This is a genomic window from Streptomyces sp. WMMB303 (genome assembly GCF_029351045.1).
Taxonomy (GTDB): domain Bacteria; phylum Actinomycetota; class Actinomycetes; order Streptomycetales; family Streptomycetaceae; genus Streptomyces.
Genome location: NZ_JARKIN010000001.1, coordinates 5,882,539 through 5,907,899, shown reverse-complemented (window position 1 = coordinate 5,907,899; position 25,361 = coordinate 5,882,539). Strand labels below are relative to the sequence as shown.

General features: G+C 71.6%; 24 protein-coding genes. 13 read left to right on the top strand and 11 right to left on the bottom strand.

From position 1 onward, the window contains the following. Positions 1–111: 111 nt before the first annotated feature. The gene (mgrA, locus tag P2424_RS25635) at positions 112–1,206 is read right to left on the bottom strand and encodes an L-glyceraldehyde 3-phosphate reductase (RefSeq protein WP_276478074.1); all 1,095 of its coding nucleotides are present in this window, start codon (positions 1,204–1,206) and stop codon (positions 112–114) included. Between the two features lie 148 nt (positions 1,207–1,354). Here mgrA and P2424_RS25630 point away from each other — a divergent pair, with 148 nt between their 5' ends. From P2424_RS25630 to P2424_RS25615, 4 genes are all read left to right on the top strand, one after another. Beyond that, the gene (locus P2424_RS25630; protein WP_276478073.1) at positions 1,355–2,116 is read left to right on the top strand and encodes an isoprenyl transferase; all 762 of its coding nucleotides are present in this window, start codon (positions 1,355–1,357) and stop codon (positions 2,114–2,116) included. A gap of 477 nt (positions 2,117–2,593) precedes the next feature. Next, on the top strand, positions 2,594–3,934 hold the full coding sequence (locus P2424_RS25625) for a PhoH family protein (RefSeq protein WP_276478072.1): 1,341 nt from the start codon (positions 2,594–2,596) through the stop codon (positions 3,932–3,934). Positions 3,935–4,376: 442 nt separating this feature from the next. Further along, positions 4,377–5,111, top strand: a complete 735-nt coding sequence (locus P2424_RS25620; protein WP_276478071.1) for a transglycosylase SLT domain-containing protein — start codon at positions 4,377–4,379, stop codon at positions 5,109–5,111. A 257-nt stretch (positions 5,112–5,368) separates the two neighbouring features. Continuing rightward, positions 5,369–6,778: an AI-2E family transporter gene (locus P2424_RS25615; RefSeq protein ID WP_276478070.1), complete on the top strand. Its 1,410-nt coding sequence runs from the start codon at positions 5,369–5,371 to the stop codon at positions 6,776–6,778. A gap of 94 nt (positions 6,779–6,872) precedes the next feature. Here the strand turns inward: P2424_RS25615 and P2424_RS25610 are convergent, their stop codons facing one another. After that, positions 6,873–8,900: an alpha/beta-hydrolase family protein gene (locus tag P2424_RS25610; protein ID WP_276478069.1), complete on the bottom strand. Its 2,028-nt coding sequence runs from the start codon at positions 8,898–8,900 to the stop codon at positions 6,873–6,875. Between the two features lie 230 nt (positions 8,901–9,130). Here P2424_RS25610 and P2424_RS25605 point away from each other — a divergent pair, with 230 nt between their 5' ends. From P2424_RS25605 to P2424_RS25595, 3 genes are all read left to right on the top strand, one after another. Beyond that, positions 9,131–9,655: a PadR family transcriptional regulator gene (locus tag P2424_RS25605; protein ID WP_276478068.1), complete on the top strand. Its 525-nt coding sequence runs from the start codon at positions 9,131–9,133 to the stop codon at positions 9,653–9,655. A gap of 142 nt (positions 9,656–9,797) precedes the next feature. After that, positions 9,798–10,733: an SPFH domain-containing protein gene (locus P2424_RS25600; protein WP_276478067.1), complete on the top strand. Its 936-nt coding sequence runs from the start codon at positions 9,798–9,800 to the stop codon at positions 10,731–10,733. Between the two features lie 143 nt (positions 10,734–10,876). Beyond that, positions 10,877–11,056, top strand: coding sequence for a hypothetical protein (locus P2424_RS25595; RefSeq protein ID WP_276479126.1), 180 nt, complete (start codon positions 10,877–10,879; stop codon positions 11,054–11,056). A 48-nt stretch (positions 11,057–11,104) separates the two neighbouring features. Here P2424_RS25595 and P2424_RS25590 read toward each other — a convergent pair whose 3' ends face one another. Further along, positions 11,105–12,058 carry a chlorophyllase gene (locus tag P2424_RS25590; protein WP_276478066.1) on the bottom strand — a complete coding sequence of 318 codons (954 nt, stop codon included), beginning with the start codon at positions 12,056–12,058 and terminating at the stop codon, positions 11,105–11,107. A gap of 294 nt (positions 12,059–12,352) precedes the next feature. On the opposite strand from P2424_RS25590, the gene P2424_RS25585 reads away from it, so the two are divergent. After that, entirely contained in the window at positions 12,353–12,949 is a 597-nt protein-coding gene (locus tag P2424_RS25585) for a TetR/AcrR family transcriptional regulator (RefSeq protein ID WP_276478065.1), read from the top strand. A gap of 58 nt (positions 12,950–13,007) precedes the next feature. On the opposite strand, the gene P2424_RS25580 is transcribed toward P2424_RS25585, so the two are convergent. Continuing rightward, positions 13,008–14,027: a hydrogen peroxide-inducible genes activator gene (locus P2424_RS25580; protein ID WP_276478064.1), complete on the bottom strand. Its 1,020-nt coding sequence runs from the start codon at positions 14,025–14,027 to the stop codon at positions 13,008–13,010. Between the two features lie 453 nt (positions 14,028–14,480). After that, positions 14,481–14,762, bottom strand: a complete 282-nt coding sequence (locus P2424_RS25575) for a hypothetical protein (RefSeq protein WP_239502105.1) — start codon at positions 14,760–14,762, stop codon at positions 14,481–14,483. 135 nt (positions 14,763–14,897) lie between these two features. Here P2424_RS25575 and P2424_RS25570 point away from each other — a divergent pair, with 135 nt between their 5' ends. Further along, positions 14,898–15,734, top strand: a complete 837-nt coding sequence (locus tag P2424_RS25570; RefSeq protein ID WP_276478063.1) for a helix-turn-helix transcriptional regulator — start codon at positions 14,898–14,900, stop codon at positions 15,732–15,734. Next, positions 15,727–15,921, top strand: coding sequence for a DUF397 domain-containing protein (locus P2424_RS25565; RefSeq protein ID WP_276478062.1), 195 nt, complete (start codon positions 15,727–15,729; stop codon positions 15,919–15,921). The genes P2424_RS25570 and P2424_RS25565 overlap by 8 nt, the downstream gene beginning before the upstream one ends. Positions 15,922–16,017: 96 nt before the next feature. Here the strand turns inward: P2424_RS25565 and P2424_RS25560 are convergent, their stop codons facing one another. Beyond that, on the bottom strand, positions 16,018–16,440 hold the full coding sequence (locus P2424_RS25560) for an SgcJ/EcaC family oxidoreductase (RefSeq protein ID WP_276478061.1): 423 nt from the start codon (positions 16,438–16,440) through the stop codon (positions 16,018–16,020). 243 nt (positions 16,441–16,683) lie between these two features. Here P2424_RS25560 and P2424_RS25555 point away from each other — a divergent pair, with 243 nt between their 5' ends. Both P2424_RS25555 and P2424_RS25550 read left to right on the top strand, forming a co-directional pair. Continuing rightward, positions 16,684–17,238 carry a peroxiredoxin gene (locus P2424_RS25555; RefSeq protein ID WP_276478060.1) on the top strand — a complete coding sequence of 185 codons (555 nt, stop codon included), beginning with the start codon at positions 16,684–16,686 and terminating at the stop codon, positions 17,236–17,238. A gap of 6 nt (positions 17,239–17,244) precedes the next feature. Next, positions 17,245–17,778, top strand: a complete 534-nt coding sequence (locus P2424_RS25550) for an alkyl hydroperoxide reductase (RefSeq protein ID WP_276478059.1) — start codon at positions 17,245–17,247, stop codon at positions 17,776–17,778. Between the two features lie 120 nt (positions 17,779–17,898). Here P2424_RS25550 and P2424_RS25545 read toward each other — a convergent pair whose 3' ends face one another. The 4 genes from P2424_RS25545 to P2424_RS25530 all read right to left on the bottom strand — a co-directional run bounded on the left by P2424_RS25545 (position 17,899) and on the right by P2424_RS25530 (position 23,053). Beyond that, positions 17,899–19,986 carry a SpoIIE family protein phosphatase gene (locus P2424_RS25545; RefSeq protein WP_276478058.1) on the bottom strand — a complete coding sequence of 696 codons (2,088 nt, stop codon included), beginning with the start codon at positions 19,984–19,986 and terminating at the stop codon, positions 17,899–17,901. 49 nt (positions 19,987–20,035) lie between these two features. Then, positions 20,036–20,671, bottom strand: a complete 636-nt coding sequence (locus P2424_RS25540; RefSeq protein ID WP_276478057.1) for a class I SAM-dependent methyltransferase — start codon at positions 20,669–20,671, stop codon at positions 20,036–20,038. A gap of 184 nt (positions 20,672–20,855) precedes the next feature. Next, positions 20,856–21,548 carry a DUF402 domain-containing protein gene (locus tag P2424_RS25535; protein ID WP_276478056.1) on the bottom strand — a complete coding sequence of 231 codons (693 nt, stop codon included), beginning with the start codon at positions 21,546–21,548 and terminating at the stop codon, positions 20,856–20,858. Positions 21,549–21,631: 83 nt separating this feature from the next. Then, the gene (locus P2424_RS25530) at positions 21,632–23,053 is read right to left on the bottom strand and encodes a class II fumarate hydratase (RefSeq protein ID WP_276478055.1); all 1,422 of its coding nucleotides are present in this window, start codon (positions 23,051–23,053) and stop codon (positions 21,632–21,634) included. Positions 23,054–23,127: 74 nt separating this feature from the next. Between P2424_RS25530 and P2424_RS25525 the strand changes: the two genes are divergently transcribed. Next, entirely contained in the window at positions 23,128–23,496 is a 369-nt protein-coding gene (locus P2424_RS25525; RefSeq protein ID WP_276478054.1) for a VOC family protein, read from the top strand. Positions 23,497–23,599: 103 nt separating this feature from the next. On the opposite strand, the gene P2424_RS25520 is transcribed toward P2424_RS25525, so the two are convergent. Beyond that, positions 23,600–25,300 (bottom strand): fumarate hydratase, encoded by a 1,701-nt coding sequence (locus tag P2424_RS25520; RefSeq protein WP_276478053.1) that lies wholly within the window; start codon positions 25,298–25,300, stop codon positions 23,600–23,602. Positions 25,301–25,361 lie beyond the last annotated feature (61 nt).

Sequence of the window (25,361 nt, the reverse complement as noted above, 5' to 3'; positions counted from 1 at the left end):
GATCGCACCCGAGGGGCTATGGTGGGAACCCCCCCCTCGGGCCGGTCCGTATCCCCCCACGGACCGGCCCGCTTTTCGTTCCCCGGGCCCCGTCGGGCCCCGCGGCAGCGGTCAGGAGTTGCTGCTGGCGGCCCAGATGTTGGCGCCGGGCTCCGAGACGGCGAGTTCGTCGATCTCGGCCAGCTCACTCCCGGTCAGGCTCCCGGCACGCAGCGCCGCGATATTGGCCTCGAGCTGCGCCACGGAGCTGGCGCCGATCAGCGCCGAGGTCATCCGCGGATCGCGCAGCACCCAGCGGAGCGCCAACTGGGCGAGGGACTGCCCGCGCCGCTCGGCGATCCCGTTCAGGCCGCGCAGCCGCCGCACGACCTCGTCCGTCAGCAGCGCCGGGTCCAGGGACTTGCCCTGGGCGGCCCGGGACCCCTCGGGGACACCGCCGAGGTACTTGTCGGTGAGCAGCCCCTGGGCGAGCGGCGCGAAGGCGATGCAGCCCATGCCCTCGTCCTCCAGCGTGTCCAGCAGCCCGTCGTCCTCGGTCCAGCGGTTGATCATCGAGTAGGAGGGCTGGTGGATGAGGGCCGGCACCCCCATCTCGCGCAGCAGCCGGGCGGCCTCGCGGGTGCGCGCCGCGCTGTAGGAGGAGATGCCCGCGTACAGCGCCTTGCCCTGCTGGACGGCGCTCGCGAGCGCGCCCATCGTCTCCTCGAGCGGGGTCTCGGGGTCGTGGCGGTGGGAGTAGAAGATGTCCACGTACTCCAGGCCCATCCGGCTCAGCGACGCGTCGAGCGAGGAGAGCAGGTACTTGCGCGAGCCCCAGTCCCCGTAGGGCCCGGGGTGCATCGGATAGCCCGCCTTGGTCGAGACGACCAGCTCGTCGCGGTACGGCCGGAAGTCCTGCGCGAAGAGGCGGCCGAAGTTCAGCTCGGCGGACCCGGCCGGAGGCCCGTAGTTGTTGGCCAGGTCGAAGTGGGTCACTCCCAGGTCGAAGGCGCGGCGCAGGATGTCCCGCTGGGTGGCCAGCGGACGGTCGTCGCCGAAGTTGTGCCATAGCCCCAGCGAGATCGCGGGCAGCTTCAGCCCGGAGCGGCCGGTGCGGCGGTACTCCATGGCGTCGTAGCGCGCGGGGTCCGCACGGTACAGCGTGTCGGACGGTACGGCTGTGGGGACAGGGACGGGGGATGTGGTGAGGTGCGTGCCGTGCGTCATACGCCTTTTCCTATCACCGTGCCGGTGGCGGCCCCGCTCCCGGTCGCGGGGGCGGCGCCGCGACCCTGACCGGCTCGGTTCGTACGCTCGGGCGAACGGCAGTAAGGTGCTGGAATCCCGACTCGGCACGGAGAGGCTGGCCGTTCCCATGAAGTTGCGCGACCTGGTGTACAAGCTCTACGCGCGCCGGGTGGAGGACCGTCTCGACCACGACCAGGCCCCCAAGCACATCGGCGTCATCCTGGACGGCAACCGGCGCTGGGCACGCGCCGCCGGCGGGACGACCGAGCAGGGGCACAAAGCGGGAGCCTCCAAGATCGAGGAGCTGCTCGGCTGGTGCGCCGAGACGGACGTCGAGGTCGTCACGCTCTGGCTGCTGTCGACGGACAACCTGAACCGCCCGGACAGCGAACTGCTCCCGCTGGTGGGCATCATCGAGGACACCGTGCGCGACCTGGCCGCCGACGGGCGCTGGCGCGTGCACCACGTCGGGCAGCTCGACCTGCTGCCGGCCGGCACCCAGAAGGTGCTCAAGGAGGCCGAGCAGAAGGCGGGGGACATCGACGGGATACTGGTGAACGTCGCCGTCGGGTACGGCGGCCGGCAGGAGATCACCGACGCCGTCCGCTCGCTGCTGAGCGACCGCGCCGCGCGCGGGACAAGCCTCGACGAGTGCGCGGAGAGCCTCACCGTCGAGGACATCTCGGAGCACCTCTACACCAGAGGGCAGCCCGACCCCGATCTGATCATCCGCACCAGCGGGGAGACCCGGCTGTCCGGCTTCATGCTCTGGCAGAGCGCCCACTCGGAGTACTACTTCTGCGAGGTGCTCTGGCCCGGCTTCCGCAAGGTCGACTTCCTGCGCGCACTGCGCGACTACGCCGCGCGCCACCGCCGGTACGGCGGCTGACAGCCGCTTCTGTCACCCCCGGCCGCCTCCGTCCCCACCGCCCCGCGCCCGAGACCGGGACCGGGACCGACGCGGTTCCCGCCTCCGGAGCCCGGGCCCCCGGGGCGCCGCCCGACCCGGCCCCGCTGCTCCGTACGGCCGACCCGGCCCGGACCCCGGCTGCTCCGTCGGCCCCCTGCACTCCCGCGGCCTCTCGGCCGCCGCGCGCGGGCGTGCTGCGACGCAGGGGGCTGCTGATTGCATGCCTGACCACTCGGCAGGGAATATCCCTCACGACCGTGCCCCTCCCAGGGGCGTGGTCGCCGGGAGGCCCTTTGGACACCACGGACGCCCCCGGACCGCGCGGAGCAGCAACGCGCGCGGCACGGGCGCAGGACGCGGAGGGCCGGAGCCCGGCCCGCGTGGTGCGGGCCGACTCCGGTCTCTTCCCCCGCGACGCCGTCGCTCCCGACCTCATCCGAGGGGGTTCGTCCCACCGTGGTGATCAGCAAGAAGCGCAGCGATTCCGGCCGACGCACGTATGTCATCGACACGAGCGTCCTGCTGGCGGATCCGGCAGCCATGGACCGGTTCGACGAGCACGAGATCGTGCTCCCCGTGGTCGTCGTCACCGAGTTGGAGGCCAAGCGCAACCACCCAGAGCTGGGCTACTTCGCCCGGCAGGCCCTCCGTCGGCTCGACGAGTACCGCATCCGCCACGGCCGGCTCGACGCGCCGATTCCGATCGGCGACACGGGCGGCACGCTCCGGGTCGAGCTGAACCACTCGGATCCGGCGGTGCTGCCGGCCGCGTTCCTCAATCCGCACGGCCGGCTGGAGGACAACGACGGACGGATCCTCGCCGTCGCCCGCAATCTGCAGGCGGAGGGGTACGACGTCACGGTCGTCTCCAAGGACCTGCCGCTGCGGATCAAGGCGTCGTCCGTGGGGCTGCTCGCCGAGGAGTACCGGGCCGAGTTGGCGATCACCGACTCCGGCTGGACGGGGATGGCCGAACTCACTCTCCCGGGCGAGGACGTGGACGAACTCTTCGCCGAGGAGAGCACGGCTCTGCCGCACGACGCCCCGGAGCTGCCCGTGCACACCGGCCTGGTGCTGCAGTCGGAGAAGGGGAAGGCGCTCGGCCGGGTGACGGCGGACGGTCGGATCCGGTTGGTGCGCGGCGACCGTGAGGCGTTCGGCATCAAGGGCCGCAGCGCCGAGCAGCGGATCGCACTGGACCTGCTGCTCGACCCGGAGGTCGGCATCATGTCGATGGGCGGGCGCGCGGGCACCGGCAAGAGCGCGCTGGCGCTCTGCGCCGGGCTGGAGGCGGTGCTGGAGCGCAGGCAGCACAGCAAGGTGATGGTCTTCCGTCCGCTGTACGCGGTCGGGGGGCAGGACCTGGGGTATCTGCCGGGCAGCGAGGCGGAGAAGATGAACCCCTGGGCGCAGGCCGTCTTCGACACGCTCTCGGCGGTCACCAGCCGGGAGGTCATCGAGGAGGTGGTGGGTCGCGGCATGCTGGAGGTGCTGCCGCTCACCCACATCAGGGGCCGTTCGCTGCACGACGCGTTCGTCATCGTCGACGAGGCCCAGTCGCTGGAGCGCAATGTGCTGCTGACGGTGCTCTCCCGGATCGGCACCGACTCGCGGGTGGTCCTCACCCACGACGTGGCGCAGCGGGACAACCTGCGGGTGGGGCGGTACGACGGAGTCGTCGCCGTGGTCGAGCGGTTGAAGGGTCATCCGCTCTTCTCGCACATCACCCTGACGCGTTCGGAGCGCTCCCCGATTGCCGCACTGGTGACCGAAATGCTGGAAGAGGGACGCGTCTGACCTGCGCAGAGGGACGCGTCTGACCTGCGCTGACCTCGGCCGAGGGCCGGACGGAGCCCACTGGTCGCCGCCGAGAGAGCCGGGCCCCGTGCGCAAGGGCGCAGCACCTTAGCCGCACGGGGCCTGCTCGCGCGCCTGTTTCCGAGATTCCTGTCCCCCAAACGCCGTGTGAGCTTTCCCACTCGGCACGGAATTGCTTCGGCGCGTCCCGTTCCGGCAGGGTGTGGTTTCTGTCAGGCCCCGCATACGGCACATCCGCACCACCAACGGTGCGACATCGCAACGCAGTACAGAACTGAACAGCAGTCGCCGTATGCCGCCCGAAGCACCACGCGGGCTCTCCCGAACGGGGGAGACCCACCGGGCCCGTGTCTCCCGTGGCCAGAACGAGGGAGGCCAGTGCCAGGGGCACGATTGCGTCCGCGAGGTCACCCCAGCGGGCATGTTGGAAGGAAACCGTGTGACTGCTCGGATTTCGGTCCGGGGATTCGCCGTGGCGTCCGCCACCGCGGTCACCACCGTCGGCGCCGTCGTCGGGGTTGCCGCAGGCGCCGACCAGGGCCAGGCGTCCGGTGACGCCGAGGCCACCGCCGCCCAGGCGACGCTCCTGGAGGACATACCAGCCGGGTCGCAGGCCCGGGCGCAGAGTGCCTCCCTGACCCAGCAGGTCGACGCCGCCTCGTCCGCGGCCGACGCCGAGGCGCGGAAGTCCGCCGAGGAGGCCGCCCGCAAGCAGGCCGCCGAGGACGCCGCCGCCAAGAAGGCGAAGGCCGAGAAGGAAGCGGCAGCGGAGAAGGCAGCCAAGAAGGCCGAGGAGCGCGACGAGGTCAAGTCGGCCGCGAGCCGGTCCGACGAGCGCGCGAACTTCGCCCAGAAGTCGTCGTACTCCACCGCAGAGGTGCAGTCGATGGCCAAGCAGATCGTCGGCGGCGGCCAGTACCAGTGCTTCTCGTCGATCGTCTCCCGTGAGTCCGGCTGGAACTACCGCGCGACCAACCCCTCCTCGGGTGCCTACGGACTCGTCCAGGCGCTGCCGGGCTCCAAGATGGCCTCGGCGGGCGCCGACTGGCGGACGAACCCGGCCACCCAGATCAAGTGGGGCCTCAACTACATGAACGACCGGTACGGAAGCCCCTGTGGTGCGTGGGACTTCTGGCAGGCCAACCACTACTACTGAGCCGAACCGGTCCAGCGCAGCTCACCGGCCCCGCGGGTCCGGAACGGGATGCCCCTCGCGGCGATCTGTGAAGATCGACCCGGGGGGCATCCCGTTTTTCGCGGGTCGGCCCCGCGGGCGCAGGGCCCCGGCGCCGCCCCCTCGGGCCCCGTGGCGGGCCCTCGGCCGAGGTATCCGGTTCTCGAAGCAACCATCGGCACGGGTAACGTCGTCCCTCACACGGCGAACCCACTGGCCCCGGGGGCGGAGGAAGCGGAATGACCAGCAGGATGGACAGGCTCAGGGTGGCCGTGGGCCGCTGGGCCGCGAAGGCCGCCGAGCGGCGTGCCGAAGCGGAGCGCGGCTCCGGGACCGCGCACCGGCCCGACGGCATCGACCCGGAGCTCTCCAACACCGAGGCGGGCCGGGCCCAGGCCGAGGCGGAGGCCGGTGACGCGGGGAACGGCAGCGCCTACGTGCCGCCGCCCCCGCAGTACGCGCCCGCCATAGCGGCCAAGCCGGAGCCGTCCGCCGCCGTGCCGTGGGGTGTGCGGGTCGCCGCCGAGGCGGGCTGGCGGCTGCTGGTGCTGGCCGGGGTCATCTGGGTGCTGATGAAGGTCGTCAGCACGATAAGCCTGGTGATCATCGCCTTCTCCGCGGGTCTGCTCATCACGGCGCTGCTGCAGCCCACCGTGGCCCGGCTGCGGCGGATCGGGCTGGGCCGCGGACTGGCCACCGCCATCACCTTCATCGGCGGCTTCGTCGTCATGGGCCTGGTCGGCTGGTTCGTGGTGTGGCAGGTGATGGAGAACCTGGACACCCTCACCGACAAGGTGCAGGACGGTATCCAGGAGCTGAAGAACTGGGCGCTGAACGGCCCGTTCCATGTCTCCGAGGACCAGATCAACGAGATCGCGCAGAACCTCAGCGACTGGATCGGCGACAACAGCAAGGAGCTGACCTCCGCCGGCATCGAGGGCGTCACCGTCATCCTGGAGTTCCTCTCGGGCGCCCTGCTGGCGATGTTCGTGACGCTCTTCCTGCTCTACGACGGCCGCCGCATCTGGGAGTGGACGCTCAAGTTCGTCCCCGCGGCCGCCCGCGAGGGGGTGGCGGGAGCCGGTCCGCGCGCCTGGGCCACGCTCACCGGCTATGTCCGCGGGACGGTCATAGTCGCGCTGATCGACGCGATCTTCATCGGGATCGGGCTGTATCTGCTCAATGTCCCGATGGCGGTGCCGCTCGCCGTCTTCATCTTCCTCTTCGCCTTCATCCCGATCATCGGTGCGGTGGTCTCCGGCGCGCTCGCCGTGGTCGTCGCGCTGGTGACCGACGGCATCGTCACGGCGCTGCTGGCGCTGGCCGTCGTGCTGGCCGTGCAGCAGATCGAGAGCCACATCCTGCAGCCCTTCATCCTCGGCCGGCTGGTGCGCGTCCACCCGCTGGCGGTGGTCCTCGGCGTCACCGGCGGCAGCCTGATCGCCGGTATCCCCGGCGCGGTCGTGGCGGTTCCGCTGGTGGCCGTCACCAACACCGTCGTCGGCTACCTCAAGGGCTACGCGCAGGAGCAGACCCTCAGCCGGCTGCGCGAGGCCGCCCCGCAACCCGCGGGTGCTGCCGGGAGCGGGTCCACCGCCCCCGGCCCGGAGCAGTCGGCGCCGCCCGGGAACGGCGGCGCCCAGGAGTGATGACGGGCCCCGGCGCGGGTCCGGCGGGTGGTCTCCGGCGGCCGGAAACGCGCCGGGCCCGGGGGCCTGGGACCGTCGCGGCCGGGGTGCCGGTTCAGTAGGGGGCTTCCCGCTGCTCCATGAACCGGCGTAGCCGCGCGGTGTCCTGCTCCGTCCAGCCCGCGGCGGGTGCGACCGCCGCCCAGCCCTCCACCGAGCCGTTGCCGTACCGGTGGCCGTGCGGGGCGCCGACGCCGTAGGAGACCGCCATGTCCACCGTCGTCTGCCAGAAGGTGACCAGCGGGAACCAGGTGACCTCGTCGGTGATGTCCGGGCCCAGCGGGGCGCGCAGCCACCGGGGCGGTTCGAGTGCCAGGTCGGGCGACCACCACACGATCGCGTCCGAGGCGTTCTGCAGATAGACGACGCGCGGGCCCTGCCACCGGGACTCCGGGCCCGGCCGTGCGAGGTCCTTGCGCGGCCACTGCGCGAAGCGGAAGTGCCGCCCCTTCCGGTACTCGGGCCGCCAGATCGGGGTGCCCCGGTCGCGGTGGGCGGTCAGCTCCCGGCGGATGGGGGAGAAGTTGGGGGTTCCGGCCAGCAGCGCGCCGTCCACCTTGGACAGCATGTCGTCGGGGCCGTCGAACGAGGCTTCGATGCCGTAGGCGCCGAGTGACTCACCGAAGACGACGAGCTTCGGGCGCTCCTGGGCCGGAATCCGCAGCCAGCGGGCACGGACGGCCTCGACCAGGGCCCGGGTGGCCTGTCCCGCCTGCTCCTTGTCCACCAGGAACGACGCCCAGCTGGGCAGGTAGGAGTACTGCACGGCGACGATCGCGGTGTTCCCGCCGTGCATGTACTCCAGCGGTTCGGCGTCCGTGGAGTTGACCCAGCCCCGGCCGGTGGTACCGGCGATGGCCAGCACGTTCCGGTCGAAGGCGCCGGTGCGCTCCAGCTCCCGCACCGCCAGCTTCGCGCGGGAGGCGAAGGTCGGCGCCGACTCCTGGCCGATGTAGACCCGGATCGGCTGCACGGCGGGCTTGCCGGTGACGGTCGTGATCCGGTGCGGTGAGAGCGAGGAGCCGGTGAAGTTGCGCCCCTCGTAGCCCAGCTCGTCCCAGCGCACCAGCGAACCGGGGCTGCCGGAGACCAGGGGTGAGGCCGGCTGCACGATGCCGTCCTTCGTGCTGCTGTCGGTCTTCTCGGCCAGCCGTGCCGCGACGTCGATGATGCCGCGGTCGAAGACGACGTCGCGGGTACCGAAGACCACGACGGTGGCGCTGACCAGCAGTCCGACGCCGATGGCCAGCGGGCGCGGCACGAATCGGCCCAGCAGCCGGATCAGGACACGGGTACCCAGCCGCACGGCCCGGCCGAGCGCCACCAGCGTGCCGCAGATCGCCATGGCCAGCAGGGCGATCATCAGGGAGTGCCAGGTCAGCGTCTCGGGCATCTCCTGGAGCCGGCGCAGCTCCCGCTGCGCGTCGGCGCTCAGGGAGAGTGCCGCGACGGTGAGTCCGGTGCTGAGCAGGTAGTAGCCGAGCCAGGCCCTGGCTCGCCAGTGCGGCCCCGGTCGTCCGGGCAGCAGGCGGTGCACCCGGCCGCGGTGGCGGCGGTACAGCGGCCCCAGTGTGAGCCGCAGCAGCCACTCCAGCAGCCCGCCGATGGCGTACCCGATGGCGGCCGTGATCCCGCCGATCACCCCCTGCAGCAGCCAGGGTCGGGGTACCAGCGAGGGCGTCAGCGACAGCCAGAAGAACAGCGTCGCGCAGCACATCGCGGTCAGTCCGGGCCAGCGCCGCAGGACGTGGGCGGGGTCGGCGGGTTCCCAGTAGGGATGCCGGAGGAAGGCGAGTGCCGGGCCGCGCAGGGTGCGGAGCAGGAGCGCGCCCCACGGCTGCCTCGGGTCGGCTTCCGGGAGCGGGTCGGCGCCGGCCGATTCCGTGGCCTCGTCGGACGGCCGCAGTCCGCTCGGCGGCCCCACCCGGGGGCGGGGCAGGCGCACGGTGCGGGGCGGCAGGATGCGGCCGGGGTGCCCGGCGGTGTCGGGCGGGGTGTCGGACGCGGAGGCGGACGGGTCGGCGTCCGTGTGCCGGCCCGCGTGCGGTGGTTGCGCGATCCGGTCGTCCGCTGCCTGTCCCATCGCCTGCTTCCCGCTCGCTGTCCGCCCACGGTCCCGACCCCGGCTTCGGGGTCCCGATGCGCTGACGCAAAGGGCGGGTGCCGGGTTGCTCGGGTGCGCGTGGCCCGCGGTCCTGCGGGTCCGGGGGAGGGTCCGGGAGGGTTCCGGGGAGATTCGGGGGAGGTTCCGGTGGGCGGCGGCGGTAGCGCTGTGTATACACGATGTGTATACACGTGGTGTAGAGTTGGCCCATGTCCATCGGTCACACGCTGCTCGGCTTGCTGGAATCCGGACCCCGCCACGGATACGACCTCAAGCGGGCCTTCGACGAGAGGTTCGGGCAGGACAGGCCCCTGCACTACGGACAGGTCTACTCGACCATGTCGCGACTGCTGAAGAATGGGCTCGTGGAGGTCGAGGGCAGGGAGCCCGGTGAGGGTCCCGAGCGCAAGCGGTACGCGATCACCGACGCCGGGGTCACCGATGTGCAGGAGTGGCTGTCCACGCCGGAGAAGCCGGAGCCCTATCTGCACAGCACGCTCTACACCAAGCTCGTGCTCGCGCTGCTGACGGGCCGGGACGGTGCCGCGCTGCTGGACACCCAGCGGGCCGAACATCTGCGGCTGATGCGCGAACTGACCCGCCGCAAGACCGGCGGCGACCTCGCCGACCAACTGATCTGCGACCACGCGCTGTTCCATCTGGAGGCCGATCTGCGGTGGCTGGAGACGGCCGCCGCCCGGCTCGACGCCCTGCGTTCGCAGGTGTGCGACTGATCCTCCGCCGGCACCCGGGGCCTGCTCGGCCGTCGGCCCGGACTGGCGGCGGCCGCCCCCGCGCGTTAATGTGTTATCACTTTGATAGGGGTGCCGCTGTGGATGGTGCGCACCCGCCCGCACGACCGAACGGGGGAGCACGATGACCAGTGACCAGCCGGCCGACGCACCGGAGATGCCCGCACCCGAGGTGAAGGAGACGGCCGCGGCCAGCCTCTCCGGCGGCCTCGCGCTTCTGCTGGGCCTGATCGGCTTCCTGCTCGGCGTCGGCGGCCTCGTCGTCGGGAGCGGACTGGCCGCCGGGGACAGCGCCACGGTCGGCGGTGTGCTGCTCGTGCTCGGTATCGTCCTGACGATCGGCGCGGTCTTCGGTATGGCCGGGCTGAACATGGTGGCGCCCGGCGAGGCGCGTGTCGTGCAGCTCTTCGGCCGCTACACCGGCACGGTCCGCGCCGACGGACTGCGCTGGGTCAACCCGTTGACCACCCGCACGAAGATCTCCACCCGGGTCCGCAACCACGAGACGGCGGTCCTCAAGGTCAACGACGCCTACGGCAACCCGATCGAACTCGCCGCGGTCGTCGTCTGGCAGGTCCGGGACACCGCGCAGGCCACCTTCTCGGTGGACGACTACGCGGAGTTCGTCTCCACCCAGACCGAGGCGGCCGTCCGCCACATCGCCATCGAGTACCCGTACGACGCGCTGGAAGAGGGCGGCCTCTCGCTGCGCGGCAACGCCGAGGAGATCACCGAGAAGCTGGCAGCGGAGCTGACCGCCCGGGTGCGGGCGGCCGGGGTGTCCGTCGTCGAGTCCCGCTTCACCCACCTCGCCTACGCGCCCGAGATCGCCTCCGCCATGCTCCAGCGGCAGCAGGCGGGCGCCGTCGTCGCGGCCCGCAAGCAGATCGTGGAGGGTGCCTGCGGCATGGTCGAGGACGCGCTCGCCCGCATCACGGCGCAGGACTTCGTGGAACTGGACGAGGAGCGCCGGGCCAGCATGGTCAGCAACCTGCTGGTGGTGCTGTGCGGCGACCGGTCCCCGCAGCCGGTGCTGAACGCGGGGTCGCTCTACCAGTGACAGCCGACGGCGAGGGCACCGGCGACGACACCGCCGAGGCGGCAGAGAGCCCCGGCCCGGAGCCCGAGCGGACGGCGGCCCCCGAGCCGCCGCCCCCGCCGGAGGGGACGAAGGCCAGGTCCGGGCCGCAGCGGCGGAAGCAGGTGCTGTTGCGGCTGGACCCGGCGATGCACGACGCGCTCGCCCGCTGGGCGGCCGACGAACTGCGCTCCACCAACGCGCAGATCGACTATCTGCTGCGCCGGGCCCTCAAGGAGGCGGGCCGCCTGCCCAAGGAGGCCCGCCCCCATCCGCGCCGAGGCCGCCCGCCCGGCTCGGGCTGAGCCGGGCGCGAGAAGCTCTTGGGGCATCGAGCGCCCGGTTTCGAGAGGTCACTTGCTCCGCAGCGTCCCGAGCGGCTCGGCCGCGCCGTCCAGCGCGGCGACGGCCGTCTTCCACTCCGCGGCACCGGCGCCACCGGGGGAGAGGGCGTCGCGCAGGAAGGCCGTGCTGAGCTGCTGGATCAGAGCGACGCGTGCGGGGCTCTCGTCGGTCGTCTCGGCGACCTCGTACCCGGGGATCCCGCCGAGCGAGTGCTCCGCGCCGAACAGCGTGAGCAGGTGCTTGGGGCCCGGGCTGTAGGTGTAGGGGTCGGTGAACCAGTCCGGCCCGCGCGTGGACAGCTGGGACTGGTCCCGGTCCCCTGCGACGATCAGGGCCGGTGCGGTCATGGTGGCGAAGGACGGCCGCATGAAGGGCAGGTGCTCGACGGCGAAGGGGGTCAGGTCGTCGCCCAGGCCGGTCAGGGCGAGCAGCACTCCCGCCGTGACGCGGGGGTCGGACAGGTCCTCGCCGGGCACGCCGTCGGTGTCGAGGACGCGCGCACCCAGCAGCGTGCTGACCGTCTGGGCTCCCCAGGAGTGGCCCGCCACGGCGATCCGTTCGCGGTCCAGGCGCCCGGCGAGGCCCGGCACGGCGGCTGCCACGGTGTCGAGCGCGTCCAGCACCCGCGTGATGTCCTCGATGCGCAGCCGCCAGATCCGCGGTGTACGGGGATCCTCGGCGGGGATGCCGAGCGTCCGGGAGTCCAGGTGGGTGGGCTGGAGGACCACGAAGCCCTGGGCGGCCCAGTGGTCCGCCAGCGGCGCGTAGCCGTTCATCGACCAGCCGAAGCCGTGCGAGAAGACGACGACGGGCAGGTCGGTGCCGGTCGCGGGGGCGGACACGCGGACCTGGAGGTCCTCGCCCCGCTCGCCGGGCGCTGCCAGGACCACCGGCTCGGCGGAGACCACGGGCGTCGGCGCGGTGGTGTTCGTCGGTGCGGTGGGGGTGTTCGGGTCGGACATGGAGGTGCCTTCCGTTCAGGGGCATCGCTCGGGACCGGCGGGGCCGGCGGACGGTGGCGTCGCGGCTCGGGCCGACGGGGAGCGGAGAGCGTTTCTCGTGGGTGGGTCGGCCGAAGCCGGGTGCCGGCGGTCGCGCACGCCTGCTTCCGGTGCTTCTGGAGAGCGTGGGCGCGAAGGCGGCCTGGTCGGCGGGCGCCGGGTTCTGCCATGATGGATGAAACGGAACGTCGTTCCGCAAAGAACAATACGGAACCTCGTTCCGTTTTACAAGGGCTGCCAGGGAAGGGGCGTGCGGTGAGCGACGCCAGTCAGGGACCGACCGACGCCGACGGGGCCGGACCCAAGCGCAAGGACGTCCGGCGCAACCAGCAGGCGCTGCTGGACGCGGCCGCGGCGGTCTTCGTCGCCTCGGGCGTGGACGCGCCGGTCCGCGACATCGCCGCCGAGGCCGGCGTCGGAGTGGGCACGGTCTACCGGCACTTCCCCACCCGCGCGGACCTCGTCATCGCCGTCTACCGGCACCAGGTCGACGCCTGCGCCGAGGCCGGACCGGCCCTGCTCGCCGACAGCCCGACATCCCGCGAAGCGCTGGAGCAGTGGGTCGGACTCTTCGTCGACTTCCTGGTCACCAAACACGGCCTGGCCGCCGCGATGCAGGGGGACAGCGCCGGGTTCGAGACGCTGCACGCCTACTTCCTCGAGCGCCTGCTGCCGGTGTGCACCGAACTGCTCGACGCCGCCGCCGCGTCCGGCGAGATCCGCTCGGACCTCGACGCCTACCACCTGATGCGCGGCATCGGGAACCTCTGCATCGGGGCCGAGGGCGACCCCCGCTACGACGCCCGGCGACTGGTCGAGATCCTCGTCGCCGGACTGCGCCGGCCGTCCTGACCGCGGTGCGCTGACGGCAGCCGGGAGACAGGGGCCCCGGTCGGCGCCGCCCCGGGTGTCACGGCAGTGCGAGCCGTACCGGCAGCGACCGCAGAGCCGCGCGCAGGGCGTCACCGAACGCGCGGAACTCCTCCTCGCGGGCGGCTCCCTCCCGGGTCGCCAGCGCGATCCGGCGGGCCGGTGCGGGGTCGGCGAAGTGCGCCGTGGCCAGGGACGGGTTCCGTCCGGCCTCCACCCGCACCGCGGTGTGCGGCAGCAGCGTCACGCCCATGCCGCCCGCCACCAGCTGCACCAGCGTGGAGAGCCCCGCCGCGCTGGTGGTCACACTCGCCCCCTCCGTGCGGCCCGCCTCACGGCAGATGTCGAGAGCCTGGTCCCGCAGGCAGTGGCCCTCGTCGAGCAGCAGCAGATCCAGCTCGCGCAGCATCGAGCGCGGCAGATCGGTACGGTCGGCCATCGGGTGCCCGTCCGGGGTGACCAGTACGAAGTCCTCGTCGAACAGCGGTATCTCGCGCACCCACGGCGCCCCGAGGGGCACCGCGCACAGCAGCAGGTCCAGTCGCCCCTGCCCGAGCCCCTCCAGCAGCGAGGCGGTCTGCTCCTCGTGGACCTGGAGATCCAGATCCGGATAGCGCTGGTGCACCAGCCCCAGCACGGTGGGCAGCAGGTAGGGAGCCACCGTCGGGATCACCCCCAGCCGCAGCACGCCGGTGAAGGGTGCCTGCGCGGCCTCGGCCTCCTCCATCAGCTCCCCCACGGCGTGCAGCACCGACCGGGTGCGGGCGGCCATCCGCTCACCCGCGGGCGAGAGCAGCACTTTCCGGGTGGTGCGCTCCAGCAGCTGCACCCCGAGCGTCTCCTCCAGCGCCGCGACCGCCCCGGACAGCGCCGGCTGACTCATTCCGAGCGCGGCGGCCGCCTCCCGGAAGTGCAGATGCTCCGCGACGGCGGCGAAGGCCCGAAGCTGCGCCAGGCTGGGCTGCCGTGCGCGCGCCGAGCGCGTGGCCGCCGCCGGGGTCTGGGCGGGTGCCCGGGCCGGGGTGCGGGTCGGCTGCGCGGGGACGGTGGGGCCGGTCACTGATAACTCACTCCAATCAACCGGCCCAACTGTAACCATTCCCGCAATCAATTCCGCACCCCGGTCCTCCGGACCGGATTCCGGCCCGGAGTCCGCTTCCCGCGGGGTGGTGTCAGAAGGGGCTCACATCCGTCCCGGACACAGCCCCAGAACGAAGCCGCACGCCCCGCTCACGGTCACGATCATGATCGGTCCGGCATACGCCATCAGGATCCGAAGAATGCGCTTCAATTCCAGTCCCCTTCTTTCATCCGGCCACATCCGGGTGTGCGTACTCGAAATGGGAGCGCCACTGCCGCATTGCCCAGAACAGCAGTTCGTCCCGTCGGGAGCAGTCCGGCATGCGCGCATATCCCGCATAGGTGGACGAGGCGTTCTCGCACCACATGCATCCCTTGACGAGCGGAGGAGGAGAAAACGCCTCCCCTGATACGTCGCCCACGTCGAACACCACTACGAAGCGCCGGAGGCGTAGATGAGCGCCTCGCAGCCCGTGCAGTAGGTCCCGTCCCCGCGCCGGTCCAGCCGGGGATGAGCGCAGACGGCCTCCACGGCCTCCACCGGGTAGCCGCGCTCGGCACCGCCGGCCAACGGGCGTACAAACGCTGTCCGCTCGAATCTCCGCCGATGCGGACCATCCGCGGAGTTCGGTACGTCTTCCACCGCCATGAGTTTCATCAACCGGTCATCCTCCACGCCGGAGACCCGGACGGTGATCCCGACCTGTAGTTCCATCACCTGCGCCCTTTCTTCGGACTCTGTGGTGAGGACAACACAACTCGCGTTAATCTGGCACGACTTGCCCCACGCAGGGCAAGACGGGGGTGTGGGTATCACGGGCGTTACGCCGCACAAAGGGGCTGATCAGACGTGGGGCAGCGGAATCGGCGCGCGGAGGACTTGTCCGCCGCCGCCATCGCCACTCAGGGGTTCGGCGCAGATGTGAAGAGAGTCCGGCTCGCGCGCAGACTGACGCAGAAGCAACTGGGTAAAGCCGCGGGTTACAGCGAGGGCTATGTGAGCAGAGTGGAGGCCGGCAAGAAGTCACCTTCGGAGAAATTCGCCGCCGGATGCGATCTCACGTTCGGTACCGGTGATCTGTTCTCCGAGCAGCTTCGCCGCATCCTGTACGGCGAGCGCGTGCCCGAGTGGTTCGCACCGTACGTGGAACTGGAGGCGAAGGCCGACAGGATCCTGGACTACAGCCCCGTCTTCCCGATGGGCATCCTCCAGACCGAGGCGTACGCCCGAGCAGTCTTCCGCGCCGGACCACTGGCGGCGAAGGGCGAGGACACCACCCCGTCCCTGGCGGCCAGGCTGGACCGCAAGGCGCTCCTCGATCGGCCGACGCCCCCGCAACTGTGGGTGGTCCTGACCGAGAGCTGTCTCCGGACGCCGGTCGGAGGTCCGGCCGTCATGAAGGAGCAGCTCGGGTACCTGGCACGGTTGGCAGAGCACCCTCGCGTCACACTCCAAGCACTTCCGTACAGGGCAGGCGCGTATCCGTGCACCACGCCGTTCACACTGCTCCGCAGCGGCGGTTGGTGTGCCTACGCGGGGTTCCCCGTCGGCGGTCGGTCGTACGATGATCAGGAATACGTAGCTGAGTGCAAAGATCTGTTCGACCTCATCCGAGCGCGCGCGTTGGGGCCGGACGAGTCGGTCTCATTCATCCAAGAGATCAGCGAGGAATATCACGATGGCTGACATGCAATGGATCAAGAGCACCTACAGCAGCGGAGACGGCGGGCAGTGCGTCGAGTGGGCGCCGCAGTTCGCCGCAGCCGGGAACGTCCCCGTCCGGGACAGCAAGGACACCAGCCGGGCGCCGTTGAGCTTCCCGACCGCCGCCTGGTCCGCGTTCGTCGGTGAGATCAAGCACGCCGAGCGCTGAAGCCGCACGCGTGGTGCGCGCCCCCGTCCGGCCGGACACCCGGCGGGCGGGGGCGGGCAGCCACAAGGTGAAGTCGCGGGAAGGCGCGGCAGCCGCTCAGCGGATCGGTGTCGTCTGGGCCAGGGTGATGCGCCAGTCGCCGTCCTGGCGGGTCATGACGTAGGTCATGGCCCCGGCCGGCGGCAGCTCCGAGGGGGCCTCGGCCTCGGGCCGTTCGTCGTGGACGGTCTTGGTGAGGCTGACGACGGCGACATCCGGTGTGGTGAACCGGATGTCGTGGACCCGGAGCGAGGTCCGGACGTCTTTGAGGGGGGACGAGAGCGCTTCGGCCATGGCCGAAGCGAAGGCGTCGCGCCCGAAGAGGCGCCGACCGGCGATGTTGACGATCACCGCGTCCGCGGTGTGCAGGGCGGGCAACAGATCGGGGTCGGCCTGCGCCGTCTGAGACTGCGCGACCAACTCGCGGATCCGCTGCTCGTCAGCCTCGTCGGCCGGGGGAGTGGGGCTCGACATGTCCATGCGCCGAACATAGAACTTCAACTCAGGTTCAAGTCAACCGCCGTCGGTCCCCCCATGGCACTCGCTCGGTCTGCCGGTGCGGCCGGCTCTCGGGGTAGCCGGATTCTGATAGGCAGAGGCGATCAACGGGCGCGCACGTGCCGATTTCCGCGATCAATGGCGGGTGTGGTTAGGTGGTTCCGACCAACCTCCAGGAATGCTCGCAATCCGGGCATCCTGGTCGCAAGCACAAGGAGTGTGTACGTGCTCACCGTCGGTGACAAGTTTCCTGAGTTCGAGCTGACTGCCTGCGTCTCCCTGGAGAAGGGCAAGGAGTTCGAGGACATCAACCACAAGACCCACGAGGGCAAGTGGAAGGTCGTCTTCGCTTGGCCGAAGGACTTCACCTTCGTCTGCCCGACGGAGATCGCCGCCTTCGGCAAGCTGAACGAGGAGTTCGCCGACCGCGACGCGCAGATCCTCGGCTTCTCCGGTGACTCGGAGTTCGTGCACCACGCCTGGCGCAAGGACCACCCGGACCTGACCGACCTGCCGTTCCCGATGATGGCCGACTCCAAGCACGAGCTGATGCGCGCGCTCGGCATCGAGGGCGAGGACGGCTTCGCGCAGCGCGCCGTCTTCATCGTGGACCAGAACAACGAGATCCAGTTCACGATGGTGACCGCGGGCTCCGTCGGCCGTAACCCCAAGGAGGTCCTGCGGGTCCTCGACGCCCTGCAGACCGACGAGCTGTGCCCCTGCAACTGGACCCAGGGCGAGGACACCCTCGACCCGGTCGCGCTGCTGGCCGGTGAGTGAGAAGCCATGGCTCTCGACGACCTGAAATCGGCCCTTCCCGGTTACGCGAAGGACCTCAAGCTCAACCTCGGCTCCGTCATAGGCAACTCGGAGCTGCCCAAGCAGCAGCTCTGGGGCACCGTGCTCTCCTGCGCCATCGCGTCCCGCTCCGGGATCGTGCTGCGCGCGCTGGAGCCGGAGGCCAGGGAGAACCTGAGCGAGGAGGCGTACACCGCCGCCAAGTCGGCCGCCGCCGTCATGGCGATGAACAACGTCTTCTACCGCACCCGGCACCTGCTGTCGGACCCGGAGTACGGCACGCTCCGTGCCGGGCTGCGGATGAACGTCATCGGCAACCCCGGTGTCGAGAAGGCGGACTTCGAGCTGTGGTCGCTCGCGGTCTCCGCGATCAACGGCTGCGGCCAGTGCCTCGACTCGCACGAGCAGGTGCTGCGCAAGGCCGGCGTGGACCGCGAGACGATCCAGGAAGCCTTCAAGATCGCGGCCGTCCTCCAGGCGGTCGGCGCCACCCTGGAGGCCGAGGAGCAGCTCGCGGGCTGAGCCCCGCGCTCTCGCGCCGACACCCGCGTCCGGCCCCGGATGCGCCCGCCCTCGTGGCGGCGCACCCGGGGCCGTGCCGTGTCGGGGCCACCGGCACTCCGAGGGCGCGGCCGCCGTGCCTCACAGCTCCGGCTCGGGCTCCGGTGCGGCGTCCGGGACCGGGAGTTCGAACCAGACCACCTTGCCGGTGGACAGCCGAGTGGCGCCCCACCGCCGGGCCAGCCGGTTGACCAGATACAGCCCGCGTCCGCCCTCGTCGGTGGCGCGGGCCTGCCGCAGCCGGGGCAACTGCGGTACGTCGTCGCCCACCTCGCAGCGCAGCACGTCGGTGCGCAGCAGCCGCAGCGTGATGGGGCGTTCGGCGTACCGCACCGCGTTCGTGACGATCTCGCTCACCAGCAGCTCGACCGAGTCCGACAGCTCCTCCAGGCCCCAGCGGGTCAGCGCCCGGCGGGCCAGCCGCCGGGCCTGCCGCGCGGTCTGGGCGCGCGGGTCGAGGAACCAGTACGCCACGTCGCTCGGCGCGATGCCGTCGAACCGGGCGGCCAGCAGCGCGATGTCGTCGTCCCGGTCGCCCGGCCCGACGATGTCCAGCACCTCGTCGCACAGCGGCTCCAGCGGGGCCGAGGCGCCCGGCCGGGTCAACCGGGCGGTCGCGGCCAGCTTCTCGCGCAGATGCTCGATGCCGGTCCACACGTCGCGCTGCCGCGATTCGACCAGCCCGTCGGTGTAGAACAGCAGCGTGGCGCCCGCGGGTGCGTCCAGCTCCACGGCCTCGAAGTCGACGCCGCCCACGCCGATGGGCGCGCCCGCCGGTATCCGCAGCACCTCGGCCCGTCCGCTGCGGTGCAGCAGCACCGGCGGCGGGTGGCCCGCGTTGGCGATCACGATGCGGTGCGCGACCGGGTCGTAGACGGCGTACAGGCAGGTCGCCATACGGTCGCTGCCGAGCCGCTGGGCCTGCTCGTCCAGGTGGTGCAGCACCTCCTGGGGCGGCAGGTCGAGCCCGGCCAGGGTCTGCGCCGTCGTCCGCAACTGGCCCATGATCGCCGCGGAGGTCATCGAGTGGCCCATCACGTCGCCGACCACCAGCGCCACCCGCGAGCCGGGCAGCGGAATGGCGTCGTACCAGTCGCCGCCGACCCGCGCCGTCTCGGCGGCGGGCAGATAGCGGCTGGCCAGGGTCACCCCCGTGGGCTGCGGGAGTTCGTCCGGCAGCATGGTGCGCTGGAGCTCGTCGGCGATGTACGCCTCCCGCCCGTAGAGCACCGCCTTGTCCACGCCGAGCGCCGTATGGGTGGCCAGTTGCGCGGCGATCAGCAGATCGTCCGGCTCGAAGGCCGGCCGGTCCGGGCGGCGCAGGAAGACCGCGGCGCCGATCACCCGGCGGCGGCCCCGCAACGGCGCCAGGATGGCCCGGTGCCCGCCGGGCACCTCGCGTTCGGGGCCGAGGAGTTCGGGCAGCGCGGCGCTGGCCGCGGGGGAGTCCGCGAAGACCGGCCGCACCCCGCGCAGCACCTCGGCCAGCGGACCGCCGGTGCGCACCTCGGCGAGCTGCGCCGCCGCGGTGCCCGCCGCACCCGCCGCCATGCCCGCCGCCATGCCCAGGGACAGGCCGGACGCCTCCGCCGCGGCCCCTCCCTGGTACCCGGCGTCGGCCGGATGCCCGGCGGCCTCGGGCGCCGCCAGGCCCGCCGACGCCTGTGCGGCCTGCAGCGCCTGCGCCGACAGCGGGTCCTCGGGGATCCGGTCGCTGCGCCGCAGCCGCAGCACGAACGGGCCGGTGGGCCGCTCGTCGCCGACCGGGAGCGGATCGCGCAGATAGACGAGGATCGCGTCCGAGTACGCCGGCACGCTGGCGCGGCACAGGCCCAGCACCGTCTCGTCCAGGTCCACCCCGCGCGCGATACGCCGCGTCGCCGCGCCGACGAACCGCAGCCGGTCGCCGCCGCGGCGCTCCCGCTCGGACCGCTCGCTGAGCGCGTCGTCCTCCGCCGTGGGCTCGGTGACGCCCCGTCCGGCGGCGTCACCGGGCTGCGACGGGTGCGGTCGCGGTCTCGGCGGGACGCCCTCGCGCCCTCGCCGCGCCGGCTGTTCCCCGGCGCCGCCGGTGCCGGTGGGTGCGTCCCCCGACGGTGCGGGGTGCGTCGGATCGGTGGTGCTGTTCACCGCAGGTTTCTCGTGCTCCGTCACGCGTTCGGTTTCCATCCATCCGGGGCTGCGCGTCGGCGCACGCCCTGCGCTGGGTGCTCGCGGTCTATGGGCGTCGTCGGCACTGCAAGAAAAGCTGAATCTCGGGAGGTACGTCCGTGCTCGCAGGAGCGTACGCGCGTGCGTCCTCTCCCACGACATCGAATCCCGCGTCCTGGACCACCCGGCGCAGGTCGTCCCGCAGATAGCCGGATACCCGGATCGAGTTGCCCAGGAACGGGATGGCGAAATCGTTCACATCCGCTTCCACCATCCCGAGCACCAGCGGGCCCTCGCCGCGCAGTTGCCGGTGCAGGGCGCGCAGCGCCAGAGGGATCTCGTCGCGGGGCAGCATCAGCAGCGAGAAGAAGGCGGCGATACCGTCGAACGGGCCCAGGCCCGAGGACTCCAGCGCTGCCACGTCCAGCTTGTGGCAATCGCACTCGGGGACGTTGTCGCGGCACAGCTTCAGCATCGAGGACGACAGGTCGATGCCGACGACCGCGTGCCCCGCGTCGGTGAGCCGGCGCGCCGTGGGCAGACCGGTGCCGCAGCCCACGTCCAGTACCCGGGAACCGGGCGGCAACTGGTCCGCCAGCCAGGCGCCGCAGGCGAGCTGCCCCTCCTTGTGCGGAAAGGCCTCGTCGTAGCGGTCCCCTATGGCGTCGAACGCCTCGGGTTGCCCGGATCTGTCGATGCTCATCCGGGCGAATCCGTCATATGTCCCGAAGTCTGCCCCGGACGTCCCGCCGGCCCCGAAACCCGCAGAGCTGCTCACGGCTGGGCTCCTTCCTGGCTGCCGGTCAAGTCCCCGGGGGGTGAGGGGAGTTGTTGTGCAGCGGTACTGTTTACGGACGTTGATCCTACGTTTGCAGTATGGGGGCGCATCAAGGGGCATCGGGAGGCCGGTGCCCGGACGCGTCCGGCGGCGGCCGATCCCAGTCCTCCGGCAGCCGCGGCACCGGCCAGGCCGGATCGGGCCGCCAGTGCTCCCAGCCGTCCGCGAACGGCGAGCCCCAGGACCGCACCGCCTCTACCGCGCGCCGCCCCGCCGCACGGATCCGCTCCGCCTGCCCGGCGTCCAACAGCCCGGCGCGCTGCGCCTCGGCGAACTCGTCCTCGTCCCGCCACTCCCAGCGGCCGTCCGGACCCACCTCCAGGTCCAGGAAGTGGTCCTCGGAGTCCACGCCGCCCGGCCAGCGCAGCAGCGGCTCCTCGAGGTTGACGTAGTAGTTCTTGAACCGCCAGCCGTCCGCCCAGAAGAGCCACACCGACCACGGCTCACCCGGACGCGCCAGCTTCAGCACACCCGTCCCGAACCAGGGGGTGAAGGCGGCCCTGCGCGGCTTGGTGTAGCGGGTGGCCAGCGGCTCGTGGTGCACGGGCGTACCGTCGGCCATCTCGGGCCGTACGCACTCCGTGCCGGGCGCCAGCCAGACCGCCAGCAGCTCCGCCGTGTCCCGGACGACGGTCACAGGACGGCAGATGTGGGGGTGTGTGGCGCCGTTGGCGCGGTACCGCCACAGGATCCGGGTCCCTGTGGGCCACCGCTGCCGGTGCGCCGTCTGTTCCGCTGTCATGACGGGATCTTAGATGTGCGGCCCGTCGGACCGCCGTGAGCTGTGCCGCAGCGCGCCGGACGCCCCCGGGAAGCCCGCCCGGCTCAGGGGTGGGTCATGTCCAGCACGTCCAGCGCGGCGTCCAGTTGCTCCAGCGTCAGCTCCCCGCGCTCCACATGGCCCGCGGCCAGCACCGCCTCGCGGATGGTGCACTCCTCGGCCATGGCCCGCTTGGCCACGGCAGCCGCGTTCTCGTAGCCGATGTACCTGTTGAGCGGGGTGACGACCGAGGGTGAGGACTCGGCGAACTCCCGTGCACGGCGGGTGTTCGCGGTGATGCCGTCCACCGTGCGGTCGGCCAGCAGCCGTGCGGCGTTGGCCAGCAGCCGGATCGACTCCAGGAGATTCTTGGCCATCACGGGCAGCATCACGTTCAACTCGAAATTGCCCGCGGCCCCGGCCGCCGCCACCGTCGCGTCGTTCCCGGTGACCTGCGCCGCCACCATCAGCACCGCCTCGGGGACGACCGGGTTGACCTTGCCCGGCATGATCGACGAGCCGGGCTGCAGGTCGGGCAGCGCGATCTCGGCCAGTCCGGTGCGCGGCCCCGAGGCCATCCAGCGCAGATCGTTGCAGATCTTGGTCAGTCCCACGGCGACGGTCCGCAGCTGTCCGGAGGTCTCCACCAGCGCGTCCCGCGCGCCCTGCGCCTCGAAGTGGTTCCGCGCCTCGGTCAGCGGCAGCCCGGTGGCCTCGGCGACCTCCTCGATGACGGCGGCCGCGAACCCCGGCGGGGTGTTGATCCCGGTGCCCACGGCCGTCCCGCCCAGCGGGAGTTCGGCCAGCCGGGGCAGCGCGGCCCGCAACCGCTCGACGCCGTACCGCAGTTGCGCCGCGTAGCCGCCGAACTCCTGGCCCAGCGTCACCGGGGTGGCGTCCATCAGGTGGGTGCGCCCCGACTTGACCACGTCGGCGAACTCCGCGGCCTTCCCCTCCAACGAGGCGGCCAGGTGTTCCAGCGCCGGGACCAGGTCGGCGGTGACCGCCGCGGTCGCGGCGATGTGGATGGACGAGGGGAACACGTCGTTCGACGACTGGCTGGCGTTGACATGGTCGTTCGGATGGACGGAGGCAGCCTGGGAACCCTGGGCGGCCAGCCGCTCGGTGGCCAGGGTCGCCAGCACCTCGTTCATGTTCATGTTCGACGAGGTGCCCGAACCGGTCTGGAAGACATCGACCGGGAAGTGGTCGTCCCAGCGGCCCTCGGCGACCTCCTCGGCCGCGGCCCGCACCGCCTCGGCCCGCTCCTCGTCCAGCACTCCGAGTCGGGCGTTGACCACGGCGGCCGCCGCCTTGACACGGGCCAGCGCCTGGATGTGAGCCCGCTCCAGCCGCTGCCCGCTGACGGGGAAGTTCTCCACGGCGCGCTGCGTCTGCGCACGCCACCTGGCGTCCGCGGGGACCCGCACCTCTCCCATCGAGTCGTGCTCGATCCGGTACCCGGTGCTGTCTGTGCTGTCGGTCATCGTGCGCACCTCCCTGCTCCTCAACACTCCTCAGCATCTCGCATCCCGGCCGCATTCCTGGCTAGGGTCCGGGCATGACGAGTCGTATCTCGGTGCTGTGCATCGACGCTCTGGAACCCCGGGTCGTGGCCGACTTCTGGTGCCGGGTGCTGGACTGGCGGATCAGGGAGGAGGCCGAGGGCGGGGTCACCATCGGGCCGTCGGACCCGGCGGCGCCGGGCATCGACGTCTTCCCCGTCCCGGAGCGCAAGACGCTCAAGAACCGGCTCCACCTCGATCTGCGGGCCGACGGCAGCACCACCGAGGAGGAGCTGCGGCGCCTCCTGGAGCTGGGCGCCACCCGGGTGGACGTCGGCCAGTCACCGGATGTCACCTGGACGGTGCTCGCCGACCCGGAGGGCAACGAGTTCTGCCTGCTGGGGCGGACGGTCCAGGAGCTGTGAGGCTCTGACCCCGGGCCCTGCCGGGTGCGCCGGGCCCGGGACCGCCGGGTGGCGTCACCGGGCCCGGGGCCGGCCGGCAGGCACCGCGTCCCGGCCGACGGGCTCAGGAGCCGGAGCGCACCGGGATGGAGGTGACGAACGGCTGCTCGGGTGCGGGATCGGCGAAGAAGTCGTTCCCCTTGTCGTCCACGACGATGAACGCCGGGAAGTCCTCCACCTCGATCCGCCAGACCGCCTCCATGCCCAGCTCCTCATACTCCAGGACCTCGACCTTCTTGATGCAGTCCTGGGCGAGCCGGGCGGCCGGACCGCCGATCGAGCCGAGATAGAAGCCGCCGTGCGCCGCGCACGCGTCGGTGACCTGCTTGCTGCGGTTGCCCTTGGCCAGCATCACCCTCGAGCCGCCCGCGGCCTGGAACTGCTCGACGTAGGCGTCCATCCGCCCGGCCGTGGTGGGGCCGAAGGAACCGGAGGCGTACCCCTCGGGGGTCTTGGCCGGGCCCGCGTAGTAGACGGGGTGGTCCTTGAGGTACTGCGGCATCTCCTCGCCCGCGTCCAGCCGCTCCTTGATCTTCGCGTGCGCGATGTCGCGGGCGACGACCAGCGTGCCGGTCAGCGACAGCCGGGTGCGGACCGGATGCTTGGTCAGCTCGGCCAGGATCTCGTCCATGGGACGCGCCAGATCGATTCGCACCGCGTCCAGGTCGGGGCCCGCGCTCTCGGTCAGTTCGGAGTCCGTCGTCTCCGGCAGGAAGCGCGCCGGGTCGGTCTCCAGCTGCTCCAGGAACACCCCCTCGGCGGTGATCTTGGCCTTGGCCTGGCGGTCGGCCGAGCAGGACACCGCGATGGCGACGGGGCAGGAGGCGCCGTGCCGGGGCAGCCGCACCACGCGCACATCGTGGCAGAAGTACTTGCCGCCGAACTGCGCGCCGATGCCGATCTGCTGCGTGAGCTCGAAGACCTTCTCCTCCAGCTCCTTGTCCCGGAAGCCGTGCCCGGCGGGCGACCCGGCGTCCGGGAGCTCGTCCAGGTAGTGCGCGGAGGCGTACTTGGCGGTCTTGAGCGCGTACTCGGCGCTGGTGCCGCCGACGACGATCGCCAGGTGGTACGGCGGGCAGGCGGCCGTGCCCAGCGAACGGATCTTCTCCTCCAGGAACTTCATCATGCTCGCCTCGTTGAGCACGGCCTTCGTCTCCTGGTAGAGGAAGGACTTGTTGGCGCTGCCGCCGCCCTTGGCCATGAACAGGAACTTGTAGGCGTCGCCGTCCGTCGCGTACAGCTCGATCTGGGCCGGGAGGTTGGTGCCGGTGTTCCTCTCCTCCCACATGGTGAGCGGAGCCATCTGCGAGTAGCGCAGGTTGAGCCGGGTGTAGGCGTCGTGGATGCCGCGCGAGAGAGCCTCCTCGTCGCCGCCCGCGGTCAGCACCTGCTGGCCGCGCTTGCCCATCACGATCGCCGTGCCGGTGTCCTGGCACATGGGCAGCACCCCGGCCGCCGCGATGTTGGCGTTCTTGAGCAGGTCCAGTGCGACGAACCGGTCGTTGGCGCTGGCCTCGGGGTCGTCCAGGATGCGGCGGAGCTGCGCGAGGTGCCCGGGGCGCAGGTAGTGCTGGATGTCGTGGACGGCCTCGGCCGCCAGCGCGCGCAGGGCCTCCGGCTCCACCTTGAGGAAGGTCCGCCCGTCCGCTTCGAAAGTGCTCACGCCCTCGCTGGTGATCAGGCGGTACGGCGTGGGGTCCGCGCCGGCGGGGAGCAGATCCGTGTAGGAGAACTCCGGGCTGGCCGGTCGGGAGCTGGCAGACATACGGGGACTCTTCCTCTCACACTTACGGCTCTCGACGATGGGAGCGCGTCTCACAGCGTAG